The 18,902-nt window shown below is 31.9% G+C and carries 20 protein-coding genes; 5 read left to right on the top strand and 15 right to left on the bottom strand.

What is annotated here, in order from left to right:
* Positions 1–173: 173 nt before the first annotated feature.
* Positions 174–1,805: a P-loop domain-containing protein gene (locus tag B6K90_RS04620; RefSeq protein ID WP_088011579.1), complete on the top strand. Its 1,632-nt coding sequence runs from the start codon at positions 174–176 to the stop codon at positions 1,803–1,805.
* A gap of 92 nt (positions 1,806–1,897) precedes the next feature.
* Here B6K90_RS04620 and B6K90_RS04615 read toward each other — a convergent pair whose 3' ends face one another.
* The gene (locus B6K90_RS04615; RefSeq protein ID WP_088011578.1) at positions 1,898–2,416 is read right to left on the bottom strand and encodes a DinB family protein; all 519 of its coding nucleotides are present in this window, start codon (positions 2,414–2,416) and stop codon (positions 1,898–1,900) included.
* Between the two features lie 349 nt (positions 2,417–2,765).
* Between B6K90_RS04615 and B6K90_RS04610 the strand changes: the two genes are divergently transcribed.
* Positions 2,766–2,933, top strand: a complete 168-nt coding sequence (locus B6K90_RS04610; protein ID WP_088011577.1) for a DUF3934 domain-containing protein — start codon at positions 2,766–2,768, stop codon at positions 2,931–2,933.
* Positions 2,934–3,109: 176 nt separating this feature from the next.
* Here the strand turns inward: B6K90_RS04610 and B6K90_RS04605 are convergent, their stop codons facing one another.
* The 3 genes from B6K90_RS04605 to B6K90_RS04600 all read right to left on the bottom strand — a co-directional run bounded on the left by B6K90_RS04605 (position 3,110) and on the right by B6K90_RS04600 (position 4,400).
* A complete protein-coding gene (locus B6K90_RS04605; RefSeq protein WP_069032402.1) occupies positions 3,110–3,310 on the bottom strand; it encodes a cold-shock protein in 201 nt (66 codons plus the stop codon).
* A 168-nt stretch (positions 3,311–3,478) separates the two neighbouring features.
* Complete coding sequence (locus B6K90_RS23585; RefSeq protein ID WP_167555274.1) at positions 3,479–3,655, bottom strand: hypothetical protein; 177 nt, start codon at positions 3,653–3,655, stop codon at positions 3,479–3,481.
* Positions 3,656–3,905: 250 nt separating this feature from the next.
* Positions 3,906–4,400 (bottom strand): DinB family protein, encoded by a 495-nt coding sequence (locus B6K90_RS04600; protein WP_088011576.1) that lies wholly within the window; start codon positions 4,398–4,400, stop codon positions 3,906–3,908.
* 915 nt (positions 4,401–5,315) lie between these two features.
* On the opposite strand from B6K90_RS04600, the gene B6K90_RS04595 reads away from it, so the two are divergent.
* Positions 5,316–5,549 carry a hypothetical protein gene (locus B6K90_RS04595; protein ID WP_088011575.1) on the top strand — a complete coding sequence of 78 codons (234 nt, stop codon included), beginning with the start codon at positions 5,316–5,318 and terminating at the stop codon, positions 5,547–5,549.
* Between the two features lie 70 nt (positions 5,550–5,619).
* On the opposite strand, the gene B6K90_RS04590 is transcribed toward B6K90_RS04595, so the two are convergent.
* The 9 genes from B6K90_RS04590 to B6K90_RS04550 all read right to left on the bottom strand — a co-directional run bounded on the left by B6K90_RS04590 (position 5,620) and on the right by B6K90_RS04550 (position 13,807).
* Positions 5,620–6,039, bottom strand: a complete 420-nt coding sequence (locus tag B6K90_RS04590; RefSeq protein WP_088011574.1) for a hypothetical protein — start codon at positions 6,037–6,039, stop codon at positions 5,620–5,622.
* A gap of 74 nt (positions 6,040–6,113) precedes the next feature.
* Positions 6,114–7,379 carry an MFS transporter gene (locus B6K90_RS04585; RefSeq protein ID WP_088011573.1) on the bottom strand — a complete coding sequence of 422 codons (1,266 nt, stop codon included), beginning with the start codon at positions 7,377–7,379 and terminating at the stop codon, positions 6,114–6,116.
* Positions 7,380–7,435: 56 nt separating this feature from the next.
* A complete protein-coding gene (locus B6K90_RS04580; RefSeq protein WP_088011572.1) occupies positions 7,436–8,485 on the bottom strand; it encodes an ArsR/SmtB family transcription factor in 1,050 nt (349 codons plus the stop codon).
* 206 nt (positions 8,486–8,691) lie between these two features.
* Entirely contained in the window at positions 8,692–9,114 is a 423-nt protein-coding gene (locus B6K90_RS04575) for a GNAT family N-acetyltransferase (protein ID WP_088011571.1), read from the bottom strand.
* Between the two features lie 220 nt (positions 9,115–9,334).
* On the bottom strand, positions 9,335–10,327 hold the full coding sequence (locus tag B6K90_RS23580) for a peptide ABC transporter permease (protein ID WP_088011570.1): 993 nt from the start codon (positions 10,325–10,327) through the stop codon (positions 9,335–9,337).
* A complete protein-coding gene (locus B6K90_RS04565; RefSeq protein ID WP_235821709.1) occupies positions 10,324–11,247 on the bottom strand; it encodes an ABC transporter permease subunit in 924 nt (307 codons plus the stop codon). The genes B6K90_RS23580 and B6K90_RS04565 overlap by 4 nt, the downstream gene beginning before the upstream one ends.
* A gap of 2 nt (positions 11,248–11,249) precedes the next feature.
* A complete protein-coding gene (locus B6K90_RS04560; RefSeq protein WP_088011569.1) occupies positions 11,250–11,735 on the bottom strand; it encodes a hypothetical protein in 486 nt (161 codons plus the stop codon).
* Positions 11,736–11,766: 31 nt separating this feature from the next.
* A complete protein-coding gene (locus B6K90_RS04555; RefSeq protein ID WP_088011568.1) occupies positions 11,767–12,096 on the bottom strand; it encodes a hypothetical protein in 330 nt (109 codons plus the stop codon).
* 238 nt (positions 12,097–12,334) lie between these two features.
* Positions 12,335–13,807, bottom strand: a complete 1,473-nt coding sequence (locus B6K90_RS04550; RefSeq protein WP_407920499.1) for a flavin monoamine oxidase family protein — start codon at positions 13,805–13,807, stop codon at positions 12,335–12,337.
* A 647-nt stretch (positions 13,808–14,454) separates the two neighbouring features.
* On the opposite strand from B6K90_RS04550, the gene B6K90_RS04545 reads away from it, so the two are divergent.
* Positions 14,455–15,969, top strand: a complete 1,515-nt coding sequence (locus B6K90_RS04545) for an MDR family MFS transporter (RefSeq protein ID WP_088011567.1) — start codon at positions 14,455–14,457, stop codon at positions 15,967–15,969.
* Between the two features lie 51 nt (positions 15,970–16,020).
* Here B6K90_RS04545 and B6K90_RS04540 read toward each other — a convergent pair whose 3' ends face one another.
* Positions 16,021–16,677, bottom strand: a complete 657-nt coding sequence (locus B6K90_RS04540; RefSeq protein ID WP_088011566.1) for an HAD family hydrolase — start codon at positions 16,675–16,677, stop codon at positions 16,021–16,023.
* A 133-nt stretch (positions 16,678–16,810) separates the two neighbouring features.
* Positions 16,811–17,353 carry a GNAT family N-acetyltransferase gene (locus B6K90_RS04535; RefSeq protein WP_088011565.1) on the bottom strand — a complete coding sequence of 181 codons (543 nt, stop codon included), beginning with the start codon at positions 17,351–17,353 and terminating at the stop codon, positions 16,811–16,813.
* Positions 17,354–17,581: 228 nt separating this feature from the next.
* Between B6K90_RS04535 and B6K90_RS04530 the strand changes: the two genes are divergently transcribed.
* Positions 17,582–18,787, top strand: coding sequence for a cytochrome P450 (locus B6K90_RS04530; protein WP_088011564.1), 1,206 nt, complete (start codon positions 17,582–17,584; stop codon positions 18,785–18,787).
* Positions 18,788–18,902: the final 115 nt, after the last annotated feature.

Genomic DNA, 18,902 nt, shown 5'->3' with positions numbered 1-18,902 from the left:
TGGTTAGTCGTTACCCTGTTCCAAAGGATAAAGGCCCCCCTTCTTCGGATTTTGTTTCAAATTCGGAATCGTTTTCCGTTATACACCGCTTTCCAAATATGAAAGGATGATGCTTTATTAAAAGACTTGCTCAATATTTTCGCTCATTACAATCTGGTCAATCATCTTACAGTATGATTTATGAAGACCCAACGTATTGGAATAATGATGTTGCCTATTACATTGAAAGGACACATAAACTCACACTCGATAAACCATGTATCACCATAAAAATTCCATTTGACCGTCTCGGCTTATATGAAAATATGAATCAAGTTGTTCTCTCAGATTTTGCATTAAGAGAATGGGTTGATCATATTGAGACATTAAATGAAGTGATTTATAACCGGTCACGTTCTGATAAAGAAAATGGTGCTTTTTATTGTTTTCGTCCAACCAATGTGTTGTTGCAACGTAATGCATCCTTTGTCGAAGTCATCTCGGATAAATGGTATTTATGCATAATGATTACCGTTCAACTTCCATTTAAGGATAATAATAAAGCGATGCGCATGCTCTGCAAAATGCTCCCAAAAGAAGTGGAGAAGTTTATTACCAAGTTTGATCTCATTAAATTAAATGCTGCCTATGAATTAGTAAAAAAACAAAATATGATTCGCGAATGGCTAAAATCCAGTGGTTATTGTGCGTTTATTGGAAATGGCAGTATTTTGCCAAGAAATAAAGACCATAGCGGACCACTCGAGAGTGCCTTGCCTTTTAAATCCACGGAAGATGTTGAAATTGAAATTTGTGGTTTGCGAGGAATGGGAATAAAACAAGGTGTGACGGTCATCACAGGTGGTGGTTATTCGGGTAAAAGTACTTTGCTGGATGCACTAAATTCAGGGATTTACAATCACATCAAAGGCGACGGACGAGAATTTGTAATTACAGATCAAAGTGCAATGGAAATATCTGCAGAAGAAGGCCGTTCTATCAAAAATATCAATATAACACCTTTCATAAAATGGATACCAAATAGTTCGGCTGAACAGTTTTCGACAGACTACGCCTCCGGTTCCACATCTCAAGCCGCAAATATTATGGAGGCAATCAACTACGGATGTAAGCTTCTTCTTATAGATGAAGACAGAAGTGCAACCAATTTTATGATTCAAGACTTTAAAATGCGTACATTAATTAAGCGTGAACCTATTACACCTTTTACGGAACGTGTCAGGGAGCTTTATGAGGCTGTAGGCGTATCTTCCATTCTTGTTATTGGAGGTAGCAGTGAATTTTTATCAGTAGCCGATCAAATCATCCTGATGGACAATTTTGTTCCAAAAAACGTAACCCAGGAAGCAAAAAATTTATGTGAACACGAAATACCTCGCGAGCGTATCGCCCATACCAAATGGGATATAGAGAGAAAAATAACTACCGATCACTTTTCGAGCTATCCAAATGGCAGTGGTACAGAAAAGCTGATCGTTTCAACCATGGGATACATGATGATAGGTGATGAACAAATTGATATCAGAGGGCTTTACAATATCACATCACACGCACAGCTTGCAGCAATTGCCTTTTTAATTCGAAAAATAGCTATAAGAAATCAGGATCGTACCATCTTTCTACATGAAAAGATTCAAAAAGCTCTCGAAGAAATGGAAAGAGAAGGAGTAGATATCGTATTTTCTTCCTTTTTTCCTGGTTTCGAAAGATGGCTTGAATTACCTAGAATTAATGAAGTATTATCAGTCATAAATCGAATGAAAAATTTAAATTTTATACAGCCCGAGCCTTCTGAACAACTCTAATTGCGACATAAATAATTAAAAAAATAGCAGTCTATGGCTGCTATTTTTGTTTAACTAATGTAAGGGAATAAAAGTTCCCTTTATTTAACATTTTAATCATTTTGTAATTCCCTTAGCATTTGAAAAATTTGACCTCTATGATGTGATTCATGTTCAATTAAATGGTAAACAACCCACTCAGGTGTGACGTCATATTGTTCAAGTACTCTCGGTTTACGCCAATCCTTTAAGTCCATTGTTTGAAAGTGAGAAAGAAATACTTCACGCACTTTATTAAGGCGGTAAAAATGTTCTTCTAAACTTTGACCACTAATGTGAATTAAAGCACCCTCTTCAGACCGGTCTTCTAACGGAAACAAAGAGCGTATTTCGGTATCCCATTCAGTACCAAGGACTTCTACATATAACCAATCTGCCTCAATTAACGCTATGTGATATAGCAACGAGCCAATCGTTTGTCTCTCATCAATTTTTGTGTCGAGTAAACTTTGGTTGATTGCAGTTAATTTTTTAATAAGAGAGTGGCGAACATCTTCTAAACACCATAGCCATCTGCCAATTTCTTCTTCATATCCTGGTAATGAATTTACCAGTAACTTTCTTCTTTCCAATGGGACAACCTCCTTTAATTAAAAAACTTACATTCTATTAAAATTATTTTTTATTTTTGTTATCGTTACGGGGAAGCTACTCCTAATTATTTAACATACATTTGCCCCCCTGTTAATTTAGGAATATACTTTGTTGTTCGTATTCTATGTATTTAGTTTCAATTCCTGCTTATTGAACTACCCTTCAAAAAAGACCCACAAAACAGTCGATTCTCCTATTCAACAAATGGAATGCGTTAGTTGAATAAGAATTAAAATATTTTGTATTCAGAATAGACTTTTCCCTTCTACTAAAACAAACGCTAAAAACTATATGATACTTAGTGTATAATAGGTATGAGGTGTTTATATGAGTAAAGCTAAAGCTAAAGGCGGTACAGGTAGAGGTACAGATAAGAAGGGTTGGAATAGGTGGCAAGCTAGTGCAAAGAAAGCAAAAAACGCGAAGCCATATGTTAGCAAGGGTACTAAAAAAAATGGCAGTTCCAAAACAACTAATAATAATTCAAATATCTAATAATAATTAATGGTTATTTTTATCATCATTTTCTATGGGCTAAATACTTAACCATTTTCTTTACCAAGATCCACTTAAGATTTTACCCTTATTTTTTTACGAATAGGGGCTTTTTAATTTACACGACATAAAAAGAGTCAGATTCTACTTGATAGAATCCGACTCTTTTTAGTCAACTAAGCCTTTTTAACATTAGTTGCTTGTGGTCCGCGTTGTCCTTGTTCTACTTCAAACGTAACAGCTTGACCTTCGTCTAATGATTTAAATCCATCAGTTTGAATTGCTGAGAAGTGTACGAATACATCATCACCATTTTCACGCTCAATAAATCCAAATCCTTTTTCAGCATTAAACCATTTTACTTTACCATGTTCCATTTTGTTACCTCCCTGTGTGACTTACACACATTGTAATAGTTCAATTTTATCAATATAGTTATGATTTATCAAATTGTCATCAAAAGAAATAGATTAACTAATAAATTCGGCTAATTAAAAGTCCATTATTATTTAACGAACGCAAGCATGTTTGTATAAGTGGTATCCCTATTTTTTCTCTAAATTACTTATTCTTTGCTCTAATTCTTCAATTTTTTTATTTGAAACAAACAAATTTTTTGTTGCAAATAAGCTTACTTTTTTAACACTCTTAATCAAGATATACACTACTGCAAATAGAATTATTAATTGTACTAACGTAATGATTAGACTTATATGATCCATTTTACGCTCTCCTTTTCAAACTCACTTTACAATATTTTCAATATCTTAAATCCTTCAATGAACTAATCTGGAATTTTATTCAATAAAAAACCTCCTGCCAGATAGTAAAATAGAAGTCGATTATCGTTATAGCTCCAAGTATTATTAAACTATCGCATGTGTTCATTCAATTAAAAAAGGAATTACACAATAGTAATATTCCTTTATAAAGCCCTCTATAGGGTAATATGTGTATAGCTAAAAAAGCATTTTAAAAGCTGCGTTTCCTTGCCCAAGCACCTTGCATTTTACTTATTAATACTATTTGCCCAATATGATATGCGTCGTGCATTGCTAAACTCTTTAATTCAAGAACTAATGAATTATCTTCTCCAGGGACTTCTCTATACAAATCTTCATGATCTGATTTTGCTAGTATTTTTCCAAGTTCACGATGAACATAAAAGTATTCTTGTTTAGTTTCCTTCCAATTTTCTACCGTCTGAGTTGGTAATTGAAATGTAGAATCATTATTTTCTGCCTGTGGTTCATTTTCTGTTTCACCAAGAAATCGCATCAGAAATCTCTTTTCATAGAAAAGCAAATGACAAACTAATTCCCAAATGGAATTCATTGCCCCATCAGCCGGTTTCCAAATCGCCTGTTCATAAGTGATATTCTCTAGTACTTTTTCAAGTGGTGGAAACCAGTCTTCTGCATCTAAGCAGCTTTCCCATTGCTGTAACAAAAGTGTTTTTACATCCAATTTCTAATCCCCCCTATTTAATCTCTTAACTGGATAATCCCGTTGGTGAAAAATATCCAGCATAACACCATTAATTAATTTATGTAATTCCATTTTAGATAAAAAAATCCTTTAATTATTAATAAATACTGCTGTTTTTTCAAACGACAAAAGAAAACTGCTTTTTTAATGAAACACTTCTTAGGTATAAAAAAGTCGTCGAACAACTACGACTACTGAATTTATAATAAGAAATTTGATTAATTAGTGGGTTAAGTTTTAATTTAAACATTAACGAAGACTGTCTTAGCGATAGGTGCTAGCAATACTAAAGCGATAACGTGGATTATCAAACATCCGACAAGAGTTTTAGGGTTACCGATACGATCGGTCATAAAGCCACCAAACTTGGAACCAATTAACAATTAATGAATCAATGCAAATAAAATAGTGTATTAACTTGTCTAAACAGTTCAAAAATCCTTTTTATCTAATCTAATAGGTCCAATATTGTTATTAATATCAGAATTTAATTCGTCAATTTCTAAATTCAATTTATCCAGCGTATCAATTAAAACTTGATACACTAATTCAGAGTACAATCCTTTATTTGTAAAATATCTTTTTTAAGTGCAACTCTGTCTTGTATTTTTTACTCTACATCCATGAATTCGTATATTAATCTAGATCTTCTATTCAATTCCTAAACCTACAACTAGCTTTATTTCTATAAAACTAAACTTATTCTTATTAATAAGGTTAACCAATTAATAGATGGAATGATGTTTCAAAGATGGTATTCTTTATTTCATTTTTGAATATATTGGTGATTTATTTTTTAGTATAATAAGAGTTACATCAATATTTTTAAGAAAACTTATATTGATCGTCTGCCCCCTAATTATATAATTACTACAGATTTAGAAGGTGTTTGCGATGGCATATTTTAAAAAAATAAAACCTTTTTTTATAGGAGTTATAATAGGAAGTATTTTTATGATTAAACCTCAAAATGTTGATTTAAAAATAATTTTAATGTGCATTTTAGGTGGTTCTCTTATAGTAGAGTCTTTAATTCTAAGTTATAAAAATAAAAAAGTAACTAATCTTATCGATTTAATTTTTGGTTTGTTTTTAATTTTCTTTTCTATTTTCCAAAAAGTGACTTGAATGTAAGCAATCCATAACTTTATTTTAAAAATGCTATGACAATACACAACAAATAGAGAAGATGAATTATTTAGTACTCCAATATTGATGACTTATTCCTTGCAAGTTTGCTAATTGAAATTTCATTTTTTTCTTGATCATAAATTTTTATGGTCTCTGTTTGTATATAGAAGTTACCACCATTTTTTATATTACTTAAACACTTTAAAACTACTGTATTATCTATTTCTTCTGCTTCTATGATTTCCAACTCATAATTTTGCAGTAACTCTGAATCAATTACAGTAAAATTATCTTCTTCCCAAAATTTGAAGTTAATTTCTTCAAAGTTGATAAACTCACATATAAAAGATGTAAAATTTTTATTAATTAACTCAGCTAAATACTCAATCTCAATTTCCATTGAAGTCGTTTTAGCACCTTTTAAAAGTTGAGTAATTGTACCATCATGAAACATATTAAGCACATTAATTTGTTCTATATTTTTCAAGTTTCCACCTTCTTATAGATACTATTGATATGTAAATAACACATGAGTTAGTTCTTTTTAAGCATTTAATACTATCAATTATAAGTTGATGCAGTCTGTATGGTACTCGCCTCAATATCCTCTGCATTTAAACGATATACCTTTGAACTTATGAAAATTAAACACACCACTCCAAGTACACAACCTGCTAGTAAAAAGTAATAAGATGCTCCAAATATTTCTGATATAACACCTGCAATAGTTGTACCCAACGGAATTGTTATCCAAGCAATCATTCTGAATAGACTTGTACATCTACCTAAAAGTTGATCAGGAACAATTAACTGTCTTAGAGTTACTGTTTGAATATTCCATGCTATAAGTAAAAATCCAACAATAAATTGGGTAGATAAAATTACGAATGGATCCTTGGAAACTATTAATAAAAATGGCGGGATAACTTGTCCGATTGTTGAAAAAGCAAGTAAAATCCCCATACTGAAACCTTTTTTTATTCTACCAATAGCAATCGCACCAATGAGCATTCCACAACTTAAACCCGCCATAATAATTCCAGCCCAATTTGAAGCTAGATGTAATTCAGTTTTAATATGGAATAGTAAAGCAATGTCTATTCCAGGACCAACTAAATTTACTAGCATTGTAAATAATGCTAACGTTCGTAATATTTTAATTTGCCATACATACTCCAAACCTTCCCGAACTTTTTTATGTAATTTAGTTTCAAGTTTAGGTTCATCATTTTTATTTACTGGAACTGAAAAAGATGCACGAATAAAAAAGACCGTTAGTATCGATATTACATATGAGAGTACATCAAGAGAAATCGTATTCGCTGCACCTAATATTGAAATCAACAAACCGGCGACTATTGGGCCTCCAATTCTACTTAAGGAAAATCCCATCTGCAATGCACTGTTTCCTTCTTGTAGTTGTGAGCGATTAACAATATTAGGTAAACAAGCCCCATATGAAGCATCAAATATTGCCGAGAATACGCTCACACCAGCTTGTGCAAAATACAATAAAAATATGGGAATCTCTCCACTATATAAATGCATAAGTGGAATGGAAAGTAGTAAAAGCATCCGGCAACTATCGGCCATAATCATTAAAGTCTTACGATTGTATTGATCAGCCCAAACACCTGCTGGTAATGAGAATAATAGATATGGTATGAATCCTACAGCAAAAGCTAGACCAGTTTGTGCCGCGGAATTTGTTAGTTCTAATAACAACCAAGGTATGGAAAATGTTGTAATCGATGTACCTAATTGTGAGATTGTTCTGCCTGTAAATAACCACATAAAATTTCTATTTTTCCAAACAGATGAAGTCATGTAAGAAGCCCCCTTTTCATTTCATTAATTACAATCCTCCTTGAAATGTAAGTAATTTAAACATTGCATTCAAAATAAGCTTCCAATTGTTTGTACGCATGTTGTAGTGTAGTAGACTTCAATACATAAGTTGTTCCATTTGAATTAACTAACCTAGTAGAACGCAATAGTGCAAGATGGTGATGAATGGTTGATTTAGCAAGATCAAGGATTTCTGTAAGTTCCTGCAAAGTACGTTCTTTTTCATGTAAAAGCTTTAAAATACGCAGACGATTTTCGTCACCTAACGCACGATAAAGTAAAACAAGAGAAGCCGAAGGGCGAAATGGATCGTTCATGCCAAACAAACTTTCATCACTTACTGGATAGTAAAATACTTTTGTATCAGATAAATTTGCTTGAATAGTCCATGGTCTATAGGAAATATGAGGTACGAGTAGTACATTTCTTTCACCTGGTTCCGGTACATATGTTGCACCGATTGCCCATTCTATAAATGCTTCAAAAGACAAGCGACTTTGCATGTCCTGTTTTGAAGTTAACTCACGTTGCAAAATGTTTTCCCATTCTGCTTTTCTCGGCGTAATGGCAGCTTCAAACCAACTTTCCATCAATAGAATCAAATGCTTTTTGAGCTTCTCTACATCTTCACTTAAGAAAAAAGGAACATAGGTTGAGAAGAAACTATGACTTGCTGCTAACTCAATTAGTTTGTTTACTGCATCCCTATCACCCCTTGCAGCTTTAAGCCGTAAATCTTTTTCTTGTATCCCCTCAAGAGGTGGTAGCACTTGAAAACGAAATTCCTCAACTGTTATGGCGCTTAAATAATCCAGAAATTCGTTTATATACGTACTATTACTTCCATGAATAAGGCGTAGCAATGCCTGCCATGTATTATGCTTCGCACAATAATCTAATTCATGTTTAGCTTCAGGATGTAATCTCAAAATTATTTCATCCCATTCAGACGTTGTTCGTTCAAGTGTGTCTCTAATTTCAGTGTAGGTAACAGCAGCTATTCCCAAAGCGCATTCAAATAGTAATGACGCACAAACTTTTACAGAATATGATTGTTTTTCTAAACTCAAATCCAACATTGGCATAATCTTTCCTCCATAAAAAAATGTTATGGAATTAATGATTCTATAAAAATAGAACAAAACCTTCTATTTTTTTCGAATTTATATAAAAAATAATTTCATCCATTTTAGGCTGATCTAACAACAGAATTGAATGAAAAAAAGACTAGCAATGTATCGCTAGCCTTTGAGACTTCAAATTGAACTAACGACTGCGTTAGTTCAATTTGTTAATCCCACTCTAAGATTGTCTTTCTAAATCCATAAAAACTTCTAAACTTATTTGTCTCATAGTAGGTATGAGATGAACTTGTCGCTAAAAGGTCAATTCGAGTTTTAGGATATATTTGATGAACATGTTTTAACAATTTTGTCCCTATTCCTAACCCACGATAATTTTCATCTATTAATAATTCTGATACAAATAGAGTGATATTACCATCTGTTAATCCTCGGATATATCCAATGATTGATTCGTTAAAACACGCTACATATTTAACATTTGAATTCTCCCAAGCTTTTTGAGTATCCTCACTTTTTTCAACTAGATTATTCCATTTTTCCTGTACGTTCAAATTATGAATCTTAGAAAAGTCACCATCAACATAAGGACGAACATTTATATCAATTTTACTTTTTAATTCTTGTTTCATGTTATTTCCTCCACGATAAATACCTTTATTCTATAATTATAGATTTCGACATTTTTCTAAAAATCACCTTTATCCTTATGCCTAAACTGCCATTTGCTTGAATACGAAAAAGCAAGCTGCCGATACACCTCGTTGATCTTCAATTAATGTATGCCTTAGTTCAATAAAGAAAATCCAACAAGTTGGTTATAAAAAGCAGATTATGAATAGATTAAAGATTTTATCTCTCTTCGTTGACAAATGAAAAATCCATCATTATCTCATGTTTCGCTTTCCTTGACGAACGTCTACGTAACAACTTTTTCTCCTTATTTTCAACTGTTGGATTTTCAATTCCTTTTTTAATCAAGGTAAAGGATAGGATAGTTAATACGAATCCAATACTCGGCCCAATTACGATCCATTTATCCAACATTAATTCAGCGTACGATAAGCCAATCAATCCAGACCATTCATTTGATAATGAAACAGTAACGTCCCTTTCACCTGTGTTTACAATTTGACTGTCCCCAATTACCATTTTAAAAACACCTAAGTGAACCATTAATAGCAGCACTTGTATAATTTGTTGGACAAACATAAGAAGCAATCTAGAACGTAAAAAAGGAATGATATGCTTACGAATCACCCAAAATTTACTACCTCCTATTATCCTAGTTGAAGTGATAAACTCATTTTTTTGATAGAAATTCACTTCATTTCCAATCACACTTGTTATAGGTGGTAACGCAACAATTGTTAATACCATTATTTGTGAAATTAACAACGTCAATCTACTGCTAGTTTGACTGAAAAAATTCACATTAAAAAACATGAATACTAGAAAGACAGCCGGAACAAATCGGAAAGCGCGTTCGAACGCTTGAAAAAGAAATCGGAACTTTTGTAAATAGACCCCGTAGATCACGCCAAAAAGCATACCAAAAAATACACGAAAGCAACCAATAATGATCGCAAATAGTATCGTATATTTCGCACCGTCGATTACAGACCAAAAAACATCTCTCCCGTGCCGATCTACACCAAATAAAAACCGTAAACTTGGAGGAAATGGGAAAGTATCAACCACTCTACCTTCCTCGTTATAAAAAAAAGTAGGTGGAGGTTGAATCAATTTTTTCAGATAAAACGAATATATGAAACTGACAATTAATAATCCTACAATAAATAGTGAGCCGATTAGAAAGGAACTACTCTTTAGATACTTCTTCAAATTATCTGCTCCTTACCCGTTAATTTTAAAATGAATAATTTAGATACCACGTCGAATAAGTAGAATGGTATAAATAAAAAAACTAAACAGACAAAAAATGCTTCTGGGTTATGGTGATCGATTAGGGAATATAGCAATTTAAAATATCCATTCATATTGAACAAATACTCGAGTACAAGCAGGTTCGAAAGTAAAAACCAAAACAAATATTGAATATTTGAGAAAACTGTTACTAACACGTTTCGAAAGATATGTTTAAATAGTATCCATTTCTTTGTTAATCCTTTTGAAATTGCGTATTCGACATATGTTTTTTGACTTTCCTCTTCTATCGCAAGTAATGTCATTTGAGACAACATCATGCCAGGGAGGATCGAAACGACCAAAATTGGTAAAATATAGACATTATCAAATCCAGCAATTGGATCAAGAATCATCACACCCGTTTTATGATAAATTCCAATGAATATTAATTGAGTCGCGAAAATAAACATGACATCTGGAATGCTTTGTAGAAAATATAGACATTCTTGAACAAATTTCCGGAGTTTTATTGGTAATAAAAAAGAACAAAACGACAGAGTAATTGCTACCACTAAAGACGCTATAAATGAAGTTCCTAATACTATTAATGAGTAAACATATGGATTTTCCATTACGTTGATTAAGAGATCATAACTTGTTTTGGTAACTTGAATTGAGATATCGTTTATAAATACTAAACTACCCAGATAGAGTTGAATCTGATCCCAAAACGTATAAAACAAATCCTCTCTTGGTCCTTGTAAAGAAACTGAAAAAGCAAGAATTAAGGCAATCATGACGATCGTTAGCAGAAATTGAAAAAGTTTTTCAAACATATAACCAATGATTTTCATATTAAAAACGACCCAAGAATTAACTACTTGAGTCTCCTCCATTTTTATTTAGGACCCTGCAAGTAAAAAAAATCACCCTTTTTATTCCCTTCAATAGTTCCTGATATTTTTACAATTTGGACACCTTTTTTCGATTTGATTAGACCGGAGTACTCCCCATCTTTTATGTATTCTCCTTTTTCACCATATTTTTTTTGAATTTCACCGGATTGCTTACTTGGATCAAACAGTAGGTTGACATTATAATCTTTAGAAGTATCTAAATCTGTATTCTGCCAGCTGAAGTAACCTTTTTCTTCCACTTTGATCTTCTTATCATAAGTTAAATCGTTTTTACCGATCTCACTAATTTGTAATACCAAGATACTTCCTTTTGGTAGGTTCGTGTTCCCACTTACACGGATATTCGAATTATTGTATAGTCCATTTGCATTTAGTTCGATTTTTTGTGATGGTCTTTTAATCGAACACCCTATTAAAGTGCTTATTAAACCAATTAAAACAATTAATAAAACAATCCCCTTTTTCATTCTAAAGATCCCCTTTATCTATTTTCTATATTTAAAATTCCTTCCAATAATAAGCTAACGTTATTAACAAAGATACTATTGTAAATGTTAAAGACACTAGAAAAGAAAATGATTTTTGAGTCACTGTAAAAGGATTAGCATTCTCTCCCGTTACTTTCATCCCCGTCTGAGTTTGAGTGCTTAAATTTACGCTATTGGATGCATATCCGCCACTACTTGTGAAAAATCGGATGATTATCGTTACTACTAATCCTACAAAAAATGCAAAATCAATCATTTTAGCGTGCATTAAATCAGAAACAAACCACGTAAGACCAAACAATACTCCTAGTGTAATAATTGCAAAAATAAGCTTTTTCAACTAAATCTCCCTTTCTAAAAAACTCATATAATTTTTATGGAAAACCAAGAAAATATGGCAAATTTCTCCAATATTTATTTTATAATAATTCAATAAATTACTATCAGTTCCTTCTATGAGTTTGAATTCTTATTCAACTTACTTCCATTTAGTTCATTAAAAAAGCTACAATTAAGTAGCTTTTGATTTTCAACTAACGAATGCGTTTAGTTGAATAAGGAAATCCATAATATTTAATTTATCTACTATTAACTTCATAAGCTGTTCTAATTCCAGCCTCAATCGCCCCTTGCATCCAACCTGGTGTAGTAGACGAGTGAGATCCTGCGAAATGAATTCTCCCTTCTGGAGTACTAATATATTGACCTAATTCTTTTACCTGGTCGGGTTTAAACATGACAAAAGCTCCACCATAATAAGGAAAATCAGACCAATTATGAGAATATCCTATTAAAAACTCCGAAAACACTTCATTTCCAAATATATACGATAGATCATTCAAAGCAATTTTTATCCGTTCATGTTGTGTCATATTATCCCAGATACTAGAATCATCTTCCCATGTGTAACTAGCTAACATAATCCCCGTACTGACCGACGACCCTTGACCATGACTAGGAAAATATGAAAACTTGATTGGTAAATCAGTCGTTATTTTCCCACCATATAATCCATATTTTTCCCAAAATCTCGTTTTAAATTGAAGACCTATTTTAGTAGAATTAGCATAATGTATTTTTCTAATAACTTTTCTCTTTTCATATGAAATAGACTCAAACGGAAGTAAATCTACAAAATTCAATAATGAAAAAGGAATTGTTGAAATAACAAAATCGCTAGACAATTGATGCTCAGTATTAAGTATTTGATTTTCTGTATAGATTGTTACACTTGATTCTTGTTGTATAATTTTTTTTACTCTTTGATTAGAAACGATGTCGTCTTTAAGCTGTGGTAAAAATCCATTAATAAGATGATCTGTCCCTCCTGTAATTTCATAAAGTTTTAGATCCTTTGTTAGGAGTACTAAAACTTCTCTTAATATTGCAGTAAATGCAAGTTCAGAAAATCCTTCTAATCCAACAAATGTTTCAACTAGGTTAACAGCTTCAGTTGATAGTGATACACCAACCGGGTTATATTTTAAAAAGTTTGCCATTGAATAATGATCATATAATTTAATAACGATATCCCAATTCTTCTCAGGATCTTGGTTAATAAAATCAATAACTGGGCCAATAGCTAATAAGAGTAATTCTGTTGCAGTTTTTCCTTGTTCACTTGATGTTAGTTTAAAGTTTAATTGGTCTGGATTTGCTTCATAATTTTTTTGGTTTGTTAATACATTATTGATGAAAATCAAATCATTAGGAGTACTATTAATAAATTCATTTACTTGTAAATTGAATTTTTTTATATATTCCATAACTAAATAATGAAAAGAAGGTATACGCATTGCACCAAGGTCTATATATTGATTATTAATAAAAGGTTCCCTTTTTGTGTAAATTCTCCCCCCTATTCTGTTATTTGCTTCAATAATAATAACCTGATGTCCAGCTTCTTTTAAAAGTGAAGCAGCAACTAAACCAGAAATTCCTGCACCTATAATGGTTACATGTTTTGGAGAGTTCGTTTTTTGTAATCCATTTTGAATGATGGAAATCATTTGATCCATTGATAGCAGTAGTTTTTGAATCAAAACTATCACCTCTTCTTGCTCTAGAATATGTCTCATTAGAATGATATTCGTTTACAAGTTGAAGTAGAATTTCCAAAAAGTTTTTATAAAATGATCCAGGATATTATTAAATTGTTCAACTATACTGCCATTTCGTTCAATAAAAACGACCGCAGAAGCAGTCAAACGTTGTCCACCTAACGTATGAACTAGTTGAATAAGAAATAGGGTATTTTGTAATCAGAACCTACTTTCACCTTCTACTAACAAACGCTTAAAATAATTAATTACAAATATTTTATAAACATTTTCTATTTTTTTAGAAAAAAGTGGACCATATTCTAAGGTTTCCCATGCATCACCTGGTATTTAAACAACCACAAAGAAGATTGATACTAACTAAAGGATTTTTAAACGAAGTAAAGAATAAATTAAATAGAACAAAAATGATATAATTGATTAATTTTCTTGATATTTAGATTTCATCTTTAAATGTGGGCATAAAGAATCAAAAAGAATTTCCGTTATCCAAACACATAATCTCTTTGCTTAGTTCAGAATTAAATTAACTATAATAGCTTCATTCGCAATAGTTTTTAAATTTTATAAAAGTTCTTCTTTTTTAAGTATTCAATGAATCAATTGAATAATATTGAAATGTAATAGGGAGGTCAAGGATGAAAGAAAATAACAAGACTCTTATTTTAATAGGACTAATGATTGGAGTCATCTTCTCGGAGCTTGATGAAACAGTCGTTTCAACAGCTATGCCAACAATTATTAGGGATTTAGGAGGTTTAGCATTATACGGCTGGGTTGGTGGAGTTTACATGCTTTCGATGACCTCTTTTATGGCGATACTCGGCAAACTTGCGGATTTATACGGTCGAAAAAAAATATATTTATTTAGTATGGGATTATTTATGGCTGGCTCAATTATTAGTGGTACTGCCCAATCTATGGAAGTCCTTTTAATTGGACGTGGGATTCAAGGGATTGGTGCAGGAGGGTTAATGCCACTTGCGATGGTCATTTTCGGAGATAGTTTCCCAGTTGAACAACGTGCTAAGCTACAAGGTATTTTCGGAGCTGTTATGTTTATACCTCAATTACTTGGACCGCTTATTGGGGGGTATTTTGTACAGCATATTTCATGGCACTGGATCTTCTTAGTAAATATTCCAGTTGGAGTTTTAGCTGCAATTTTATTAGCTTTAGGATTAAACGAAACGAAAGTAGAGAAAAAAATCCATATCGACTGGTTTGGTGGGATCTTACTAGTTACCACATTAATCAGTTATCTGCTCACTCCTGTTCTTCATCAAACAGAAGGATATGCATGGAGTGATCCTCAAATGATTGGTTTACTAATTTTAGGAACCATTTTACTTGGATTATTTATTTTTGTCGAGTCAAAAGCAAAAGAACCAATTATCCCATTGCACTTATTTAAAAATAGAAACTTTGTTGTCATTTCGGCTCTTGTATTTGTATTTGTTCTTGCGATAATGGGGTCACTTTCATCTTTCCCATTCTTCTCGCAAAATGTACTCGGTTTAACACCTACTGAATCTGGCTATTTAAATTTACCAATTATGGTTGGTGCAATGGGTGCAAGTGTAGTTGCTGGTCGAGTAATGAATAAATTCCCCTATCGAAATATTTACGGTGTTTCATTTATTATACCAATAATCGGTTTCTATTTACTTACAGGTATTACGGCTCACACATCAATTATTACATTCGTTATTTATTTCATTATTCTCGGACTAGGATTTGGTGCATTATTTAACAATGCATTAATTGTTCAAGAATCAGTTGAAAAAGAAAATGTAGGGATTGCTCAATCTGCCGTAATGTTATTTCAATCCATTGGGATGACGATTGGCTTTAGTTTATTTGGTTCTCTATTAGCTTCTAAAATTACATCAGGGATGAAATCACTAGCTGGAAGTCTTACCGTGGATCAATTACTACAATTAAAAAATGTACAAAACGGGATGATTCCATCTAATCTTGATCCTAACTTACTTGAAAAAGTAAAAACAGTCTTTACTCATGCATTCCAGGATTTATATTGGGTATCTTTCGTACTTGCCATTTTAACATTTTTAATTTGTTGGGGTCTGAAAAAGGAAATTTTAATAAAGAAAGATGAAGCAAGTGAAGTAAAAGAAGTAAATTCTATTTAACTAAAAAACCATTCCAATTTTTTTGGAATGGTTTTACTTTTTAAATTTATTTTATTTGTTTGTTATATGCTTAATTACATCTTCTAAAGATTTTTCTGCCATAGATGATAATCTTAAACTATGATTCTCAAACGCTAAATGTGATGTAACAGAATTAGGAACAATTACACAATGTAATCCTGCTTTTGTTGCAGCGATTAATCCATTCAACGAATCTTCAAATGCGATTGCCTCTGTTACTTGAACTCCAATTTCTTCAATTGCTTTTAAATATAGCTCCGGATCAGGTTTAACTTTCTTTACATCATCTTTCGTCTTTATTACTGAAAAGTATTCATAAATATTTAGCTTTTTCAAGAAGCTTTCTACCCATTCTCTTGAAGAGCTAGAAGCCAAAGCTATTTGTAATCCTGCATTTTTAGCTGAAATTAAATAGTCTTCTACACTATCTCTTAATGCCGGCTCAAGTAGTTTCGCATCAACGAGCTCTTTAGCCATTTGTTCAATCAGTTCTTTTTCGATTGGTTCTTTTAAATTTGAATTAATAAAATCGAATAGAATTTCATCACTTGTTCCCACAACTTCTGAAAACTTTTGAAGAGTTAACTCCACTTCATAGCGATGTAGTACTTCTTTATATGCTTCGAACCAAACAGATTCCGTATCGACAATTAACCCATCAAAATCAAATATTACAGCTTTAATCATTCCATGTCTCCTTTTCCTTAATTGGACAATTTTACTATTTTATAGTTTTTTCAGTTTACCATATTTTTAGAGCAACAAAATTTATTAGTTTCACGAGTCAAATCTATCTTAAAAAGATTCTATAAAATTCGTTTTATTTTTGCCAATCAGGTTTAATGAGTGAAAATACGTTTAAATCATGAGACTGATTCCCTTGAACTAAATAGCCTCTCAGTAATCCTTCTTTTTGAAAGCCTAACTTCTCAACTAATGTAGATGAGGCTTTATTATCTGGAAAAATATTCGCTCCAATTCGATAAAGTCCTAGTTTATCAAAGCAATAAGCTGTAATTTCCTTAATTGCTTCTGACATAAATCCTTTTCTCCAATATTCAGGTAATAAATCATATCCAATTTCAGTTCTTCTAGCGTGTAAGACTAAATTATTTAAACCAATTGTTCCGATTAATTTTTTTGAATCTTTTTCAACGATTCCCCATCGAATTCCTTGTTGGTTTTCAAATCTAGTTTGAAAGGAATCTATCATTTTAACCGCTTGATCTTTTTCAATAAAGGGGTCCATACCGTAGTATTTAATTACCTCTTCGTTTGAAAAAATGGAAAAAATCTCTTCTACATTTTTTGGTGAAATTTGCACTAAATATAATCTTTTTGTTTCTAAAATTGGAAAATCCATCATGTTACCCCTTTCTTAATACTTGAAGTACCTTATTTTACCATAAATTATGATTTAATTTTCTTAATTTTTACCCAATTTATTTCTTATTCTTTCAGCCTATTTCCTCTTGAAAATCATTCTTTACAAAAGTATTCTTTTTTTATGTTATCCAAAATTTGGGAATAATCCATTTTCATAGAAATAGAAATAAATAGACTCATTTCATTCACAAGGGAGAACATTTACATGAACAATCAATTAAAAGTAAATCCACAGCATTTTTACAAGGATCCATATTCGTATTTTAAAAACGCTAGAAAAATAAGTCCTGTGCTTTACACAGAGCTTTTTCAGAGAACTGGATGGTTAGTAACAGGCTATAAAGAAGCAGAAAACATGCTAAAAGACCCACGATTTATAAAAGACGCAACTAAAGTTACCCCACCTGAACAATTACCAAAAAGTGTTATGCCTGCAATAGCAATAAATCGAAAAATGATGTTATTTCGAGATGCTCCTGATCATACTAGATTGAGAAATCTTGTGAACAAAGCCTTTTCTCCAAGAATGGTTGAAAATTTACGAACTACGGTAAATGAAATTGCTGATCATTTAATAGCAAATATGAAAGGAAAAATTAGCCACGAACTAATACGTGATTTTTCATATTTATTACCTGTATTTGTCATAACTGACTTATTAGGTGTTCCTAAAGAAGATCGTGATTTATTTCGTAATTGGTCTGATGCATTTATTAAATTTATTGATTTTAATACGACTATGGAGGATTTAGAATTAGTATCAAAGGATCTGCGTGATGCTTCTAATTATTTTAGAAGTCTTATATCAGAAAGAAGAAGAGAACCAAAAGAGGATTTAATTAGTAGTTTAATTGTAGCAGAGGAATCAGGTGATAAATTAAGTGAGGATGAAATGATTGCAAGTTGTCTTCTTTTATTAATTGCCGGTCATGAAACTACGGTAAATTTAATCACGAATGGCTATTATCTTTTAATAAAACATCCTAAGCAGTTTGAGCTATTAAAAAATGATTTAACGTTAATTCCTTCAGCAATTGAAGAAATATTAAGATACGAATCACCGGTTATTTTTACATCCAGGTGGGCTAGAGAAGACTTTGCGTTCGCTGGACATTCGATTAAAAAAGGCGATTACTTTATGGTTTCTTTAGGAGGAGCCAATTACGACCCAAAAGTCACAACTAATCCTGAAACATTTGATATCACTCGAAAAAATATAAAACATTTATCCTTTTCATCTGGCCCGCATTTTTGTTTAGGTGCCCCTCTTGCTAGATTAGAAGGACAAATTGCAATTGAAAAACTGATTAGACATTTAGTTAATCCAGTTCTAATTGAAGAGCCGACTCGACGTGCAAATGTTGCATTTCGTGGGTTTGAAAGTTTAAAGATTCAGGCAAATATCCAATGAAGTTTCTAGTAATAAAAAAGAGCATCGAATTTTCGGTGCTCTTTTTTACTGTTCAATAACGGTTTCTTATTATCAACTCTTTCAGATAAATGAACATAACTACTTTCCAATGGTT

The organism is Gottfriedia acidiceleris (assembly GCF_002128425.1).
Lineage (GTDB): Bacteria > Bacillota > Bacilli > Bacillales > Bacillaceae_G > Gottfriedia > Gottfriedia acidiceleris.
Note: the sequence above shows the minus strand (reverse complement) of the source record. Positions and strands in the feature narration are given on the sequence as shown.

What these genes read in the sequence shown, in the direction of transcription:
- B6K90_RS04535 (WP_088011565.1), bottom strand. Translation starts at nt 17,353, where the DNA reads ATGGATTTTCCAATTTTAGAAACAAAAAGATTATATTTAGTGCAAATT.
- B6K90_RS04565 (WP_235821709.1), bottom strand. Translation starts at nt 11,247, where the DNA reads ATGGAGGAGACTCAAGTAGTTAATTCTTGGGTCGTTTTTAATATGAAA.
- B6K90_RS04595 (WP_088011575.1), top strand. Translation starts at nt 5,316, where the DNA reads ATGGCATATTTTAAAAAAATAAAACCTTTTTTTATAGGAGTTATAATA.
- B6K90_RS04540 (WP_088011566.1), bottom strand. Translation starts at nt 16,677, where the DNA reads ATGATTAAAGCTGTAATATTTGATTTTGATGGGTTAATTGTCGATACG.
- B6K90_RS04545 (WP_088011567.1), top strand. Translation starts at nt 14,455, where the DNA reads ATGAAAGAAAATAACAAGACTCTTATTTTAATAGGACTAATGATTGGA.
- B6K90_RS04620 (WP_088011579.1), top strand. Translation starts at nt 174, where the DNA reads ATGATTTATGAAGACCCAACGTATTGGAATAATGATGTTGCCTATTAC.
- B6K90_RS23585 (WP_167555274.1), bottom strand. Translation starts at nt 3,655, where the DNA reads ATGGATCATATAAGTCTAATCATTACGTTAGTACAATTAATAATTCTA.
- B6K90_RS04580 (WP_088011572.1), bottom strand. Translation starts at nt 8,485, where the DNA reads ATGCCAATGTTGGATTTGAGTTTAGAAAAACAATCATATTCTGTAAAA.
- B6K90_RS04575 (WP_088011571.1), bottom strand. Translation starts at nt 9,114, where the DNA reads ATGAAACAAGAATTAAAAAGTAAAATTGATATAAATGTTCGTCCTTAT.
- B6K90_RS04560 (WP_088011569.1), bottom strand. Translation starts at nt 11,735, where the DNA reads ATGAAAAAGGGGATTGTTTTATTAATTGTTTTAATTGGTTTAATAAGC.
- B6K90_RS04530 (WP_088011564.1), top strand. Translation starts at nt 17,582, where the DNA reads ATGAACAATCAATTAAAAGTAAATCCACAGCATTTTTACAAGGATCCA.
- B6K90_RS04610 (WP_088011577.1), top strand. Translation starts at nt 2,766, where the DNA reads ATGAGTAAAGCTAAAGCTAAAGGCGGTACAGGTAGAGGTACAGATAAG.
- B6K90_RS04585 (WP_088011573.1), bottom strand. Translation starts at nt 7,379, where the DNA reads ATGACTTCATCTGTTTGGAAAAATAGAAATTTTATGTGGTTATTTACA.
- B6K90_RS04605 (WP_069032402.1), bottom strand. Translation starts at nt 3,310, where the DNA reads ATGGAACATGGTAAAGTAAAATGGTTTAATGCTGAAAAAGGATTTGGA.